11 protein-coding genes are annotated in these 14971 nt (G+C 61.6%); 8 read left to right on the top strand and 3 right to left on the bottom strand.

All coding sequences use genetic code 11. The features are described 5' to 3' along the window. The first annotated feature begins 164 nt into the window (after positions 1–164). The 4 genes from JTY93_RS05670 (at position 165) to JTY93_RS05655 (ending at position 5402) form a co-directional block, all read left to right on the top strand. Positions 165–2756 carry a glycosyltransferase gene (locus JTY93_RS05670; RefSeq protein ID WP_205477625.1) on the top strand — a complete coding sequence of 864 codons (2592 nt, stop codon included), beginning with the start codon at positions 165–167 and terminating at the stop codon, positions 2754–2756. Between the two features lie 234 nt (positions 2757–2990). Continuing rightward, complete coding sequence (gene dapE / locus JTY93_RS05665) at positions 2991–4142, top strand: succinyl-diaminopimelate desuccinylase (RefSeq protein ID WP_205477624.1); 1152 nt, start codon at positions 2991–2993, stop codon at positions 4140–4142. After that, entirely contained in the window at positions 4142–4951 is an 810-nt protein-coding gene (locus JTY93_RS05660; RefSeq protein WP_205477623.1) for a putative RNA methyltransferase, read from the top strand. Before dapE ends, JTY93_RS05660 begins: the two co-directional genes overlap by 1 nt. 73 nt (positions 4952–5024) lie before the next feature. Further along, a complete protein-coding gene (locus JTY93_RS05655; protein ID WP_169996844.1) occupies positions 5025–5402 on the top strand; it encodes a hypothetical protein in 378 nt (125 codons plus the stop codon). Between the two features lie 162 nt (positions 5403–5564). Here the strand turns inward: JTY93_RS05655 and JTY93_RS05650 are convergent, their stop codons facing one another. Beyond that, the gene (locus tag JTY93_RS05650) at positions 5565–5774 is read right to left on the bottom strand and encodes a cold-shock protein (protein WP_017844724.1); all 210 of its coding nucleotides are present in this window, start codon (positions 5772–5774) and stop codon (positions 5565–5567) included. A gap of 179 nt (positions 5775–5953) precedes the next feature. Here JTY93_RS05650 and plsB point away from each other — a divergent pair, with 179 nt between their 5' ends. The 3 genes from plsB to JTY93_RS05635 are packed head-to-tail and all read left to right on the top strand — an operon-like array spanning position 5954 to position 9623. After that, positions 5954–8458, top strand: coding sequence for a glycerol-3-phosphate 1-O-acyltransferase PlsB (gene plsB, locus JTY93_RS05645; protein WP_205477622.1), 2505 nt, complete (start codon positions 5954–5956; stop codon positions 8456–8458). Between the two features lie 51 nt (positions 8459–8509). Next, the gene (locus JTY93_RS05640) at positions 8510–8911 is read left to right on the top strand and encodes a YbaY family lipoprotein (RefSeq protein WP_205477621.1); all 402 of its coding nucleotides are present in this window, start codon (positions 8510–8512) and stop codon (positions 8909–8911) included. Positions 8912–8936: 25 nt separating this feature from the next. After that, complete coding sequence (locus JTY93_RS05635; protein ID WP_205477620.1) at positions 8937–9623, top strand: DUF4197 domain-containing protein; 687 nt, start codon at positions 8937–8939, stop codon at positions 9621–9623. 433 nt (positions 9624–10056) lie between these two features. Here JTY93_RS05635 and JTY93_RS05630 read toward each other — a convergent pair whose 3' ends face one another. Then, on the bottom strand, positions 10057–13122 hold the full coding sequence (locus JTY93_RS05630) for an efflux RND transporter permease subunit (protein ID WP_205477619.1): 3066 nt from the start codon (positions 13120–13122) through the stop codon (positions 10057–10059). Between the two features lie 6 nt (positions 13123–13128). Beyond that, positions 13129–14232: an efflux RND transporter periplasmic adaptor subunit gene (locus JTY93_RS05625; RefSeq protein WP_205477618.1), complete on the bottom strand. Its 1104-nt coding sequence runs from the start codon at positions 14230–14232 to the stop codon at positions 13129–13131. Between the two features lie 92 nt (positions 14233–14324). On the opposite strand from JTY93_RS05625, the gene JTY93_RS05620 reads away from it, so the two are divergent. Next, positions 14325–14960, top strand: coding sequence for a TetR/AcrR family transcriptional regulator (locus JTY93_RS05620; RefSeq protein WP_169996832.1), 636 nt, complete (start codon positions 14325–14327; stop codon positions 14958–14960). Positions 14961–14971 lie beyond the last annotated feature (11 nt).

Below are 14971 nucleotides of genomic sequence, written 5' to 3'. Positions count from 1 at the left end.
AAGCTTCCAGCTACAAGTAAAGAACTAAGCAGAGCTTTCGCTGACTAAACTCCGGTTTTTCCCAGCTTGCTGTACGCTCATGGAAGGGCCAGTGTAGGATGCGCGCCGTTCGGCGTAGGCCAACACCTCTTTTCGTTCCGCACTCTTTGGAACCCGAAACAGCTATGTCATCGCGTAAATTTGGACTCAACCTGGTAGTAGTGCTGGCAATTGCCGCGCTGTTCACCGGTTTCTGGGCGCTGATCAACCGCCCGGTCACTACTCCCAACTGGCCACAGCAGATCTCCGGGTTTTCGTACTCGCCGTTCCAGCAAGGCCAGTACCCGCAGAAAGACCAGTACCCGACCGACGAACAGATGCGTCAGGACCTTGCGATCATGAGCAAGCTGACGGACAACATCCGTACCTATTCGGTCGACGGCCCGCTGGGGAACATCCCCAAGCTGGCAGAAGAGTTCGGCCTGCGCGTGACCCTAGGGATCTGGATCAGCCCGGACCTTGAGCGCAACGAGCGCGAGATCCAGCGCGCCATCGAGATCGCCAACAGCTCGCGCAGTGTGGTGCGTGTGGTGGTCGGCAACGAGGCGATCTTCCGCAAGGAAATCACCGCCGACGAGCTGATTGTCCTGCTGGACCGGGTGCGCGCTGCGGTCAAAGTGCCAGTGACCACCTCCGAGCAGTGGCATATCTGGGAACACAACCCGCAACTGGGCAAGCATGTCGACCTGATCGCCGCGCACGTCCTGCCGTACTGGGAACATATTCCCATGGCCCAGGCCGGGCAATTCGTCCTCGACCGCGCCAGGGATCTGAAGAAGACCTTCCCGAAAAAGCCGCTGCTGCTCTCGGAAGTCGGCTGGCCGAGTAATGGCCGCATGCGCGGTGGCGCGGACGCGTCCCCTGCCGACCAGGCCATTTACCTGCGTACCCTGGTCAACAAGCTGAACCGCCAGGGCTACAACTACTTCGTGATCGAAGCCTTCGACCAACCCTGGAAAGCCAGTGACGAAGGCTCGGTCGGCGCCTATTGGGGGGTATTCAACGCTGCGCGCCAGCAGAAATTCAATTTTGAAGGCCCGGTAGTGGCGATCCCGCAATGGCGGGTGCTGGCCATCGGCTCGGTGGTGCTGGCCCTGCTGTCGCTGACCCTGCTGATGATCGACGGCTCGGCCCTGCGCCAGCGTGGGCGTACCTTCCTGACCTTTATCGCGTTCCTGTGCGGGTCGGTGCTGGTATGGATCGGCTACGACTACAGCCAGCAATACAGCACGTGGTTCAGCCTGACGGTGGGCTTCTTGCTGGCCCTCGGCGCGCTCGGGGTGTTTATCGTGCTGCTGACCGAGGCCCATGAGCTGGCGGAAGCGGTCTGGACCCACAAACGCCGGCGTGAATTCCTGCCGGTTGAAGGGGATTCGGACTACCGCCCCAAAGTGTCGATCCATGTGCCGTGCTACAACGAGCCGCCAGAGATGGTCAAACAGACCCTCGACGCCCTGGCCGCCCTCGACTATCCGGACTACGAAGTCCTGATCATCGACAACAACACCAAGGACCCAGCCGTGTGGGAGCCAGTGCGCGACTACTGTGAGACGCTGGGCCCGCGCTTCAAGTTCTTCCACGTCGCGCCCCTGGCCGGTTTCAAGGGCGGCGCGCTGAACTACCTGATCCCGCACACCGCCAAGGACGCCGAAGTGATCGCGGTGATCGACTCGGACTACTGCGTGTCGCCCAACTGGCTCAAACACATGGTGCCGCACTTCGCCGACCCGAAAATCGCCGTGGTGCAATCGCCCCAGGATTACCGCGACCAGAACGAAAGCACCTTCAAGAAGCTCTGCTACGCCGAATACAAAGGCTTCTTCCATATCGGCATGGTCACGCGCAACGACCGCGACGCCATCATCCAGCACGGTACCATGACCATGACCCGCCGCTCGGTCCTCGAAGAACTGGGCTGGGCCGACTGGTGCATCTGTGAGGACGCCGAACTGGGCCTACGGGTATTCGAGAAAGGTCTGTCAGCTGCCTACTACCACACCAGCTACGGCAAGGGCCTGATGCCCGATACCTTTATCGACTTCAAGAAACAGCGCTTCCGCTGGGCCTACGGCGCGATCCAGATCATCAAGCGCCACACCGCCAGCCTGTTGCGTGGCAAGGACACCGAACTGACCCGTGGCCAGCGCTATCACTTCCTCGCGGGCTGGCTGCCGTGGGTGGCGGACGGCATGAATATCTTCTTCACCGTCGGTGCCTTGTTGTGGTCGGCGGCGATGATCATTGTGCCGACCCGGGTCGACCCGCCGTTGCTGATCTTCGCAATCCCGCCGTTGGCGTTGTTCGTGTTCAAGGTCGGCAAGATCATCTTCCTCTACCGCCGCGCCGTTGGCGTGAACCTCAAGGATGCGTTCTGCGCGGCCCTGGCCGGGTTGGCGTTGTCACATACCATCGCCAAGGCGGTGCTGTATGGTTTCTTCACCACCAGTATTCCGTTCTTTCGTACACCGAAAAACGCGGATAACCACGGCTTCTGGGTAGCGATTTCCGAAGCCCGGGAAGAGATGTTCATCATGTTGCTGTTGTGGGGCGCAGCGCTGGGGATTTACCTGGTGCAAGGCTTGCCGAGCAATGACATGCGCTTCTGGGTGGTGATGCTGCTGGTGCAATCGCTGCCCTATGTGGCGGCGTTGATCATGGCGTTCCTCTCCTCGCTGCCTAAACCGGCAACGGCGGAGGAGCCCGCCACGGCGGCGTAAAAACTTGCGCAATCCACTAAACGGCGGCCTCTGGCCGCCGTTTTGCTATAAGATAACGGCCCTTTATGGGTTCAGGCAGCCACTGATCCCCCCTTGTGGGAGCGGGCTTGCCCGCGATGCAGGCGCCGCGGTGCATCAGTTGCACCGCAGTGATGCTATCGCGGGCAAGCCCGCTCCCACATTGGATCTATTTCACTCTCGTCTTGCGCCCTGACACACCTTCGGAGTTTTCCCATGACGGCCCACGCCGACCTTTCGCCGACCCTCCAACTCGCTATCGACTTGATCCGCCGCCCGTCGGTGACGCCGATCGACGCCGACTGCCAGAAGCTGATGATGCAGCGCCTGGGCGACGCCGGCTTTGCGCTTGAGCCGATGCGCATCGAAGATGTGGATAACTTCTGGGCCACCCACGGCAAGCATGAAGGCCCGGTGCTGTGCTTCGCCGGCCACACCGACGTGGTCCCGACCGGCCCGGTGCAGGCCTGGCAGAATGATCCGTTCGACGCGCTGATCGACGAACACGGCATGTTGTGCGGGCGTGGCGCGGCCGACATGAAAGGCAGCCTGGCCGCAATGCTGGTGGCGTCCGAACGCTTTGTGCAGGACTACCCGGACCACAAGGGTTCGGTAGCCTTCCTGATCACCAGCGACGAAGAAGGCCCGGCACACCACGGCACCAAGGCAGTGATCGAGCGCCTGGCGGCACGCAAGGAGCGCCTGGACTGGTGCATCGTTGGCGAGCCGTCGAGCACCACCCTGGTGGGCGACGTGGTCAAGAACGGCCGTCGTGGCTCCCTCGGCGCGACCTTGACCGTGCGCGGCGTGCAAGGCCACGTGGCCTACCCGCACCTGGCGAAGAACCCGATCCACCTGGCCGCCCCGGCGCTGGCGGAACTGGCCGCCGAGCATTGGGATGATGGCAACACTTTCTTCCCGCCGACCAGCTTCCAGATTTCCAACCTCAATTCCGGCACCGGCGCCACCAACGTGATCCCCGGCGACCTGACGGCGGTGTTCAACTTCCGGTTCTCCACCGAATCCACCGTCGAAGGCCTGCAGCAGCGGGTCGCGGCGATTCTCGACAAACATGGCCTGGACTGGCACGTGGAGTGGGCGCTGTCGGGCCTGCCGTTCCTCACCGAGCCGGGAGCCCTGCTCGATGCGGTGTCGGCCAGCATCAAGGCCGTCACCGGGCGCGAGACCCGGGCATCCACCAGCGGCGGCACGTCCGACGGGCGCTTTATCGCGACTCTCGGCACCCAAGTGGTAGAACTGGGCCCGGTCAACGCGACGATCCATCAGGTCAACGAGCGCATCCTGGCCAGCGACCTCGATGTACTGACCGAAATCTACTACCAGACCCTGATCAAGTTGCTCGCCTGATGCTTGCTTGCCCCATTTGCAGTGCGCCACTCAATGAGGTGGACAATGGCGTGGTGTGCCCGGCCGGACACCGTTTCGACCGAGCCCGCCAGGGTTACCTGAACCTATTGCCAGTGCAGCACAAGAACAGCCGCGACCCGGGCGATAACCTGGCGATGGTGGAGGCGCGCCGCGACTTCCTCAATGCCGGGCACTACGCGCCGGTGGCCAGGCGCCTGGCGGCACTGGCAGCGGAACGCAAACCCCAGCGCTGGCTGGATATCGGCTGCGGCGAAGGTTATTACACCGCACAAATCGCCGACACCCTGCTGCGCGCCGATGGCTATGCCCTGGATATCTCCAAGGAAGCGGTCAAGCGCGCGTGCAAGCGCAACCCGACCCTGACCTGGTTGATCGCCAGCATGGCCCGTGTGCCGCTGGCCGACGGCAGTTGCCAGTTCCTCGCCAGCGTGTTCAGCCCGCTGGACTGGCAGGAAGCCAAACGCCTGCTCAGCCCTGGCGGCGGCCTGATGAAGGTCGGCCCGACCCGCGGCCACCTGATGGAGCTGCGCGAGCGCTTGTACGACGAAGTGCGTGAGTACACCGACGACAAGCACCTGGCCCTGGTGCCGGACGGCATGAGCCTGCAGCACAGCGAAGTCCTGGAGTTCCAGCTCAGCCTGGCCGAGCCCAAGGACCGCGCCAACCTGCTGGCGATGACGCCCCACGGCTGGCGTGCCAGTGCCGAGCGGCGCGCCCAGGTGATCGAACAGGCCGAACCGCTGCTGGTCACCGTGTCGATGCGCTACGACTATTTCGTGCTTCAATAACCGACTTTTCCGGGCATTTGCGCCCACCCTGAATCCGCGAATGGATTTTCGAATCCCGCAACGAGGAACATCCATGCGCCAACCCGATATCGAGATTTACCTCAAGGACGCCGACGTCGACTACAAGGCCATCGCTGCCTGGCTCGGCGCCGCCCTGGGGCCGTGTACCGACTGGGTACAAAAGGGCCAGACCTATAAGTGCAAGGCCGGCAACGTACCCGTGACCTGGCTGCCCAAGGCCGTGGGCAAGTGGAACAGCCTGTACCTGGAAAGCGACCAGACCCCGTGGGAAGACGACATCGCCTGCGCCCGTGCGGCCTTTGCCGCGCTGAACGTCGAAGTGCGTTGCGCGCCGGGGACGTGGGTTGAAGAGGAAGGTGAAGAAAGCGCTGATACCTGGATCCGCATCAGCGAAGACGGTGAAGAACAGATCACCTGGAAAACTGCCTGATCCAGCCCGGTCAGTGTGGGAGCGGGCTTATGTGGGAGCTGGCTTGCCTGCGATACAGGCACCTCGGTCTATCAGCCAGACCACGGTGATGCTATCGCAGGCAAGCCAGCTCCCACACAAACCCGCTCCCACTTGGGTTCAGCGGCGTTGCAGAAATCTGCTTTAAAGACCCACCACATCCTCCGCCTGCAAGCCCTTCTCGCCGCTCACCACGGCGTATTCCACCTGCTGGCCCTCGGCCAGGGAGCGGTGGCCTTCACCGCGGATGGCGCGGTAGTGCACAAACACATCCTTGCCGTCTTCCCGCTGGATAAAACCATAGCCCTTGGCGTCGTTGAACCACTTCACATTGCCGGTTTCGCGCGTTGTCATCTGTTTGCTCCCACTGGTTTTTATTGTTGAGTCAGTCGCATTGAACTGCCGAGTATAAGACAGGCTCAAAAACGATCAACTCAACTTTACTTCGCTGCTTTTTTGCCGATTTTCGGCGAATACGGCACACTACCCGCCCGAGCGCCTGCTCGGTTTTTCCCACTCAAAGCAGCACGCCTATGACCCGCTCCCCGTTCCGCCGTCTGGTATTTGGCACCTTGCGCCGACTGTTGTACCTCTGGGTTCGCTCGGAGACGATCAATCAGTCGTCCCTCACCCTTAACCTGGACCGCAGCCGGCCGGTGTTCTACGTCCTGCAATCGCCCTCCCTGACCGAACTGGCCGTGGTGGATGCCGAGTGCACCAAGGCCGGCTTGCCGCGCCCGGTGCTGCCGGTGTCCGTCGGTCCGTTGATGGAACCGGCGGCGTTTTTCTACCTCACGCCCGACCCGGACTGGCTCGGCCGCCAGGACAAGCGCGGCGCGCCGCCGACCCTGACGCGCCTGGTCAATACCCTGACCGAACATGCCGAGGAAAACGCGCAGATCATCCCGGTCAGCGTGTTCTGGGGCCAATCGCCGGCCAGTGAGTCGAGCCCCTGGAAACTGCTGTTTGCCGACAGTTGGGCCGTCACCGGGCGCCTGCGCCGGCTGTTGAGCATCCTGATCCTGGGGCGCAAGACCCGTGTGCAATTCTCTGCGCCAATCAACCTGCGTGAATTGATCGAGCACAATAAAGGTCACGAACGTACGGTGCGCATGGCCCAAAGGATCCTGCGGGTACACTTTCGCAACCTCAAGACGGCGGTGATCGGCCCCGACCTGTCCCACCGGCGCAACCTGGTCAAAGGCCTGGTGAACATGCCGCTGGTACGCCAGGCGATCCTCGACGAGGCCGAGCGCGAGAACATCACGGCCGAAAAAGCCAAGGCCCAAGCCCTGCGCTATGGCAACGAGATCGCTTCGGACTACACCTATACCGCCATCCGCTTCCTGGAAGTGGTACTGAGCTGGTTCTGGAACAAGATCTACGACGGGATCAAGGTCAACAACATCGAAGGTGTGCAAAAGGTCGCCCAGGGCTACGAAGTGATCTACGTGCCTTGTCACCGCAGCCATATCGACTACCTGCTGCTGTCGTACCTGCTCTTCAAGAATGGCCTGACCCCGCCGCACATCGCCGCCGGGATCAACCTCAATATGCCGGTGATCGGCAGCCTGCTACGCCGTGGCGGGGCGTTTTTCATGCGCCGCACGTTCAAGGGCAACCCGCTGTACACCTCGGTATTCAACGAGTACCTGCACACCCTGTTCACCAAGGGCTTCCCGGTGGAGTACTTCGTCGAGGGCGGTCGCTCGCGCACCGGGCGCATGCTGCAACCCAAGACCGGGATGCTGGCGATTACCCTGCGCAGCTTCCTGCGTTCCTCACGCATGCCCATCGTGTTTGTGCCGGTGTATATCGGCTACGAACGGGTGCTGGAAGGCCGCACCTACCTGGGCGAGCTGCGCGGCGCGACGAAAAAGAAAGAATCGATCTTCGATATCTTCAAGGTCATTGGCGCCTTGAAACAGCGTTTTGGCCAAGTAGCGGTCAACTTCGGCGAGCCGATCAAGCTGGCGGAGTTCCTCGACCAGGAGCAACCGGACTGGCGCGCCCAGGACCTGGGGCCGAATTACAAACCGGCGTGGCTCAATGAAACCACCAACCGCCTCGGCGAGCGCGTGGCCCAGCACCTCAACGAGGCCGCCGCGATCAACCCGGTGAACCTGGTGGCGCTGGCGCTGCTTTCAACCAGCCGCCTGGCCCTGGACGACCAGGCCATGGCACGGGTGCTGGACCTGTACCTGGCGCTGCTGCGCCGAGTGCCCTACTCGCCCCACACGACGTTGCCCGAGGGCGACGGCCAGGCGCTGATCAAGCACGTCAAGGACATGAACCTGCTGTCGGAACAGAGCGATGCCCTGGGCAAGATCCTGTATCTGGACGAGCAAAACGCCGTCCTGATGACCTATTACCGCAACAACGTGCTGCATATCTTCGCCCTGCCGGCGCTGTTGGCCAGTTTCTTCCAGAGCAGCTCGCGCATGAGCCGCGAACAAATCCTGCGCTACACCCGCGCGCTCTACCCGTACCTGCAGTCGGAGTTGTTTATCCGCTGGTCCCTGGACGAGTTGGACGCGGTGGTCGACCAGTGGCTCGAAGCCCTGGTGGAACAAGGCCTGCTGCGCTTTGAAAACAACATCTACCTGCGCCCGGCGCCCAGCTCGCGCAATTTTGTGCTGCTGACCCTGTTGTCCAAGAGCATTGCCCAGACCCTGCAACGCTTCTACATGGCCATTTCCCTGCTGCTCAACAGCGGCCAGAACAGTATCAGCGCCGAAGAGCTGGAAGACTTGTGCACGGTCATGGCCCAGCGCCTGTCGATCCTGCATGGCCTGAATGCCCCGGAGTTCTTCGACAAGAGCCTTTTCCGACATTTTATTCAGACGCTGCTCGAGCAAGATGTGCTGCGCCGCGATGAAGCCGGCAAGTTGAGTTACCACGACCTGCTCGGCGAGTTGGCCGAAGGCGCAGCCAAACGGGTGTTGCCTGCGGAGATTCGCCTGTCGATCCGCCAGGTGGCGTTGCACCGCAACGACGAAGCGCCCGCGCCAGACGCCGAACCGCACGAAACCCGCTAGATTTACCAGGGCGCCAGGGTGTTTCTGGCGCCGTTGACAAGGAGCTGCACCATGAAAAAGATCATTCTCCTGGGCCTGACCGCCCTGCTGGGAGCCTGCCACTCGATGAGCCCTGCACCTAAAGCCAGCCTTTATGGCGAAGTGTTCTACCTGCAACGTATCGCCCTGCCGCCTGCCGCTACCTTGAGCGTCAGCCTGCAGGACGTCTCGCTGGCCGACGCCCCCGCCGTGACCCTGGCCGAGCAGAAAGGCCCGGTCAACGGCCAGGTGCCGCTGCCCTTCCACCTGAGCTACGACCCGGCACAGGTCAAGCCTGGCCACAGCTATTCGGTCAGCGCTCGCATCGAGCTGGATGGCAAGCTAATGTTTATCACCACCGAGCGCCATTCGGTGCAGTTGAACGGCCAGGATCCCCAGCCGCTTCGCCTGCGCGTTGACGCCGTTGCCCACTGATCCAGTCGATTAAAAGGAAGCGCCCATGCTCCGTAACTCTCTTCGCCTCAGCGCCCTGTGCGCCGGCCTGCTGCTCGGTGCCAACGCCATGGCCCTGTCCCTGGGTGACCTGTCCCAGGGCGATGCCACAGGTGGCCTCAAGGACGCACTGACCCAAGGCGCGCAGATTGCCGTCAAACAACTGGGGGTTCCCGGTGGTTTCAGCAACAACCCCGAGGTCAAGATTGGCTTGCCAGGCAAGCTGGAAAAAGCCGCCGGCGCCCTGAAAATGCTTGGCATGGGTGATCAAATCACCCAACTGGAAGACAGCATGAACAAAGCGGCCGAATCCGCCGTGACCCAGGCCCAGCCGATTCTAGTGAATGCCGTGAAAAACATGAGCGTGAGCGATGCCAAGGGCATCCTCAGCGGCGGCCAGGATTCGGCAACCCAGTATCTGGACAAAAGCAGCCGCGAGCAGATCCGCGCCAAGTTCCTGCCGATCGTCAAGCAATCCACGGACAAGGTCGGTGTTGCCCAGCAATACAACGCGCTCGCCAAAAAGGCCCCGATGGGCTTGCTCGGTGGCAAGAGCGACAGCGTCGAAAACTACGTGACTGAACAAGCGCTGGACGGTTTGTTCAAGATGATTGCCCAACAGGAAGAAAGCATTCGCCAGAACCCGGCAGCCGCCGCCACTAGCCTGGCCAAGAAAGTCTTCGGCGCGCTGTAGGGCACTTCGCTCAGCCAGCCGCACAAAACAAAACGCCCCGAATGTTCGGGGCGTTTTTGTAACTTAGGCCTGCATAAACCGGTCTGGTGTTCCGGCCCTGTCACCCTCAGTGACCGTAGGTTATTTTCCCTTCGAACTTGACGGTGTTACCGCACGGTTGCGGCTTGGCCTGGCACGGCTCTGGTTTCGCCGGGCAAGGCTGAGGTTTGCAAGCACCACCTTGACCCCCAGCCTTCAGCGACTTGAGTCCCAACAGCGACCAAGGGCTTAGTAATATCGGAATAGGCAAAAACATAGATAAGTCCTCACGGCTCAATGAAGCCCTATGCGCGCAACGAACCCGCCGCCGCAAAAGGCACCTGCATCCCAGGTTTCCCTGAGTGGCAGGCGCGCAATAAACAGTTCCTGAACCTTGTAGCCTCTATACACAGGCTTAAGCCGACTTCGGCTTGACCCGGAACCACGCCGCATACAACGCTGGCAAAAACAGCAGGGTCAGCGCCGTCGCCACAATCAAGCCCCCCATGATCGCCACCGCCATCGGCCCGAAAAACACACTGCGCGACAGCGGGATCATCGCCAGCACCGCCGCCAGCGCCGTCAGCACAATCGGCCGGAAGCGCCGCACGGTGGCCTCGATAATCGCCTGCCATGGATCCAGGCCGGCCTTGATGTCCTGCTCGATCTGATCCACCAGGATCACCGAGTTACGCATGATCATCCCCGACAGCGCGATAGTGCCCAACATGGCCACAAAGCCGAACGGCTGGCGGAACACCAGCAGGAACAGCGTCACACCGATCAGCCCCAGCGGCGCGGTGAGGAACACCATGGCCGTGCGCGAGAAACTGCGTAGTTGCAGCATCAGCAAGGTCAGCACCACCACGATGAACAGCGGCACGCCAGCCTTCACCGAGTTCTGCCCACGGGCGGAATCCTCAACGGTCCCCCCTACGTCCAGCAGATAACCGTCCGGCAGTTCTGCGCGCACCTCGGCCAGGGTGGGCAAAATCTGCTGGACCAGGGTTGCCGGTTGCTCCTTGCCGTAGATATCCGCGCGGACCGTCACAGTTGGCAAGCGATTGCGGTGCCAGATGATGCCTTCTTCGAAGCCATACTCCAGGGTGGCAATCTGCGACAGCGCGACGCTGGCGCCGTTGTCGGTGGGCACCGCCAGGCTCGGCAGCAACGACAGTTCGGTGCGTTCATGCACGGTGCCGCGCAGCAGGATCTCGATCAACTCGTTGTCCTCACGGTATTGACTGACGCTGGAGCCGGTCAGGGAACTCTGGAGGAATTTCGACAGGTTGGCAGTGCTCACGCCCAAGGCGCGGGCGCGATCCTGGTCGACATTGAGGTAGACGATCTTGCTCGGCTCTTCCCAATCCAGGTGCACGTTGACCACGTGGGTATTCTCACGCACCTTGGCCGCGACCTTGCGCGCCAGGGCCCGGACCTCTTCGATGTGCTCGCCGGTCACGCGAAACTGCACCGGATAACCCACCGGTGGGCCGTTCTCCAAGCGCGTGACCCGCGAGCGCAGGTCGGGGAATTGCTCGTTGAGGGTCTCGATCAACCAAGTGCGCAGGCTTTCGCGCTCCTCGATGGTCTTGGCCAACACCACGAACTGGGCAAAGCTGGCCGCCGGCAATTGCTGGTCCAGCGGCAAGTAGAAACGGGGCGAACCGGTGCCGACATAAGCCACATAGTTGTCGATCCCTGCATGCTCCTTAAGCAAGCCCTCAAGACGCTTGACCTGATCGGCAGTGTTGCTCAGGGAAGCGCCTTCGGCCAGTTTCAGGTCGACCATCAGTTCCAGACGCCCGGACGCCGGGAAGAACTGTTGCGGGACAAGACGGAACAGCGCCACCGAGCCGATAAACAGCAGCACAGTCAGCACGATTACCGTCTTGCGGCGGCGCACGCACCATTCCACCCAACGCCGTACGCGCTGGTAGAACGGCGTGCCGTAGGGATCCGGTCCATCAGTACCGTGCTTGGCTGCGTGAATCTTCGCCAGGTCCGGCAGGAGCTTTTCCCCCAGATACGGCACAAACACCACGGCAGCGATCCACGAGGCCAACAGCGCGATGGTCACCACCTGGAAGATCGAACGGGTGTATTCGCCCGTACCCGATTGCGCGGTGGCAATCGGCAGAAAGCCGGCAGCCGTGATCAGCGTACCGGTGAGCATCGGAAACGCCGTACTGGTCCAGGCGAAACTGGCGGCCTTGAGACGGTCGTAGCCCTGCTCCATTTTGATCGCCATCATTTCCACAGCGATGATTGCGTCGTCCACCAACAAGCCCAGGGCCAGGACCAAAGCGCCCAGAGAGATCTTGTGCAAGCCGATGCCCAGGTAATACATGCTGGCAAAGGTCATGGCCAGCACCAGCGGAATCGCCAGGGCCACCACCATACCGGTGCGCACGCCGAGGGAGAAAAAACTCACCAACAATACAATCGCCAACGCCTCGGCCAACACCTGGACGAACTCACCCACGCTGGTCTTCACCGCCGCCGGCTGATCCGACACCTTGCGCAGCTCCATGCCTGCGGGAAGGTTCTTCTGCAGGCGTGCGAACTCGCCCTCAAGAGCCTTGCCCAATACCAGGATGTCACCGCCATCGCGCATGGCCACGGCCAGGCCGATTGCGTCATCCCCCATGTAGCGCATACGTGGCGCAGGAGGGTCGTTGAAGCCACGGTGAACCTCGGCCACATCGCCGATGCGGAACGTGCGGTCGCCCACACGGATCGGGAAATTGCGGATCTCCTCCACCGTCTTGAAGTTACCCGACACCCGCAGTTGCACGCGCTCGCTCGGGGTTTCAAAGAAGCCGGCGGTAGACACCGCGTTCTGCTCCTGCAATGCCTGTTGCACGGCCGCCAGGGGCAGGCCAAGGGTGGCGAGCTTGAGGTTGGACAACTCGATCCAAATCTTCTCGTCCTGCAACCCCAACAGCTCGACCTTGCCCACATCCGGTACCCGTTGCAGCTGGATCTGGACGCGGTCGGCGTAGTCCTTGAGCACCGCGTAGTCAAAACCCTTGCCGGTCAGGGCGTAGATATTGCCAAAGGTGGTACCGAATTCATCGTTGAAGAACGGGCCCTGGATATCCGGTGGCAGGGTCTGGCGGATATCGCTGATCTTCTTGCGTACCTGGTACCAGAGGTCGGGAATCTGCGCCGAGTGCATCGAGTCCCGGGCGATAAACGTGACCTGGGATTCGCCCGGACGCGAGAACGAGACAATGCGCTCGTACTCGCCGGTTTCCATCAGCTTCTTTTCAATACGCTCGGTGACCTGGCGCGAGACTTCCTGAGCCGTGGCACCTGGCCAGTTGGTCTTGATCACCATGGCCTTGAAGGTGAACGGCGGGTCTTCGCTTTGCCCCAGTTTGGTGTAGGACAACGTACCGACAACAGCCAGCAGCAACATCAGGAACAGCACGATCTGGCGATTACGCAACGCCCATTCGGAAAGATTGAAACCCATCGGGGACTACTCCTTGTTGGCCGCCAGATTCACCACCCGGTTGGAGCGATCCACCGGGCGTACTTGCTGGCCCTCATGGAGCACATGGACACCGGCGGCAATCACCCAGTCAGAAGGACTCAGGCCCTCGAGCACCGGTACGCTTTTTTCGCCAAAGGCACCGATCCGCACTGCCGTGCGCTTGAGGGTGTTATCCGGTTTGACCAACCAGACGTAGGACGCGCCGTTCTCTGCGCTGAGGGCAGAGAGCGGTACCGACAGCGGGATCACGCCGTCAGCCTGAATAAATACCCGTGCGCTCTGCCCCAGTTCGGCCGGGACTTTGCCGGCGTTGAAGGCTACCCGGGCGGCGAAGGTGCGCGACCTGGGGTCCGCCGCCGGTGACAGCTCGCGAATGCGCCCATCAAAACGCTGGTCGGGCTGGCTCCACAACTCAACGGAGACCGGCTGGCCAACCTTGAAGCGGCCGAAGCTTTGCTCCGGGAAGCTGATCAACACTTCACGCTCGCCATCGGTGGCCAGGGTAAACACGGTCTGCCCGGCCGCCACCACTTGCCCGACTTCCACCGCACGCTTGGCCACCACGCCATCCTGGGGCGCGCGCAGCACGGCATAGCCGGCCTGGTTGTTGGCGACGTCGAATTCAGCCTTGATCTGTTGCAGGCGGGCGACACCTGAGCGGTAGAGGTTTTCGGAATTGTCGTACTGGGAGCGGCTGACCATCTGACGATCCATCAGGGTCTTGTAGCGATCGCGCTCGGCCCGCACCAGGCTCAAGTTGGCCTCGGCCGCCGTGACCTGGGCCCGGGTGGCCTGCAGTTGCAGGCGCACATCCTGAGGATCGAGCTCTGCCAGCGGCTGGTTGGCCTTGACGCGCTCGCCCTCCTCCACCAGCCGTCGGCTGACTTTGCCCCCAATGCGAAACGCCAGGTCCGGCTCATAACGGGCACGAACCTCGCCAGGATAGCTGTCCATCGCCAGCGCCGAGGGCTGTGGCTGCACCACCATGGCGGGGCGCACGCTGGTTTGGGCCGCTTCTTCATGGCCACAGCCAGCCAACAAGAAAGCCAGGCTGACAGGCAACGCGAGGGGCAGGAGAATGCTGCGCATGCTGAAGGACCTTTCGCAAATGGTGCTTGGAATAATTATACTGGCCGGTATGTTATTAATACCAAACTCACCAGTCCAGTATTAAAGTGAACATGTCCGACAATCCTGTAAACACCAATAGCCCCGGGCGTCCCAAGGACATGGCAAAACGCCAGGCAATCCTCGACGCGGCAAAAACCCTGTTTTTGAGCAATGGTTACGCGAGTACCAGCATGGATGCGGTAGCCCTTGAGGCAGGCGTGTCGAAACTGACGGTCTACAGCCACTTCACCGACAAGGAAACGCTGTTCACCGCAGCAGTGGAGGCCAAGTGCGAAGCGCAGCTGCCGGTGATGTATTTCGAGCTACCCGACGGTGTGCCGGTGGAGAGGGTGCTGCTGAACATCGCCCGTGGCTTTCACCTGCTGATCAATAGCGAGGAGTCGGTGAACCTGCATCGTTTGATGATGACCTCGGGCAATCAGGATCCGAAACTGTCGCAGATCTTTTTCGAAGCCGGCCCCATGCGGATGTTGCAGGGGATGGAGCGCTTGCTGGGCAAGATCAATCAGAGTGGGGCATTGCGCATCGACAAGCCGTTTACCGCCGCCGAGCACTTCTTTTGCCTGCTCAAGGGCACGGCGAATTTCTGCTTGCTGTATGGCTGTGGCGAGCGCTTGAGCGAAGCGGCCGCCGAGGAGCATGTGCAGGAAGTGGTGGGGTTGTTTATGCGGGCGTACCGGCCTTGAACAGTCGTTGA

It is taken from the genome of Pseudomonas hygromyciniae, assembly GCF_016925675.1.
Classification (GTDB): Bacteria; Pseudomonadota; Gammaproteobacteria; order Pseudomonadales; family Pseudomonadaceae; genus Aquipseudomonas; species Aquipseudomonas hygromyciniae.
Note: the sequence above shows the minus strand (reverse complement) of the source record. Positions and strands in the feature narration are given on the sequence as shown.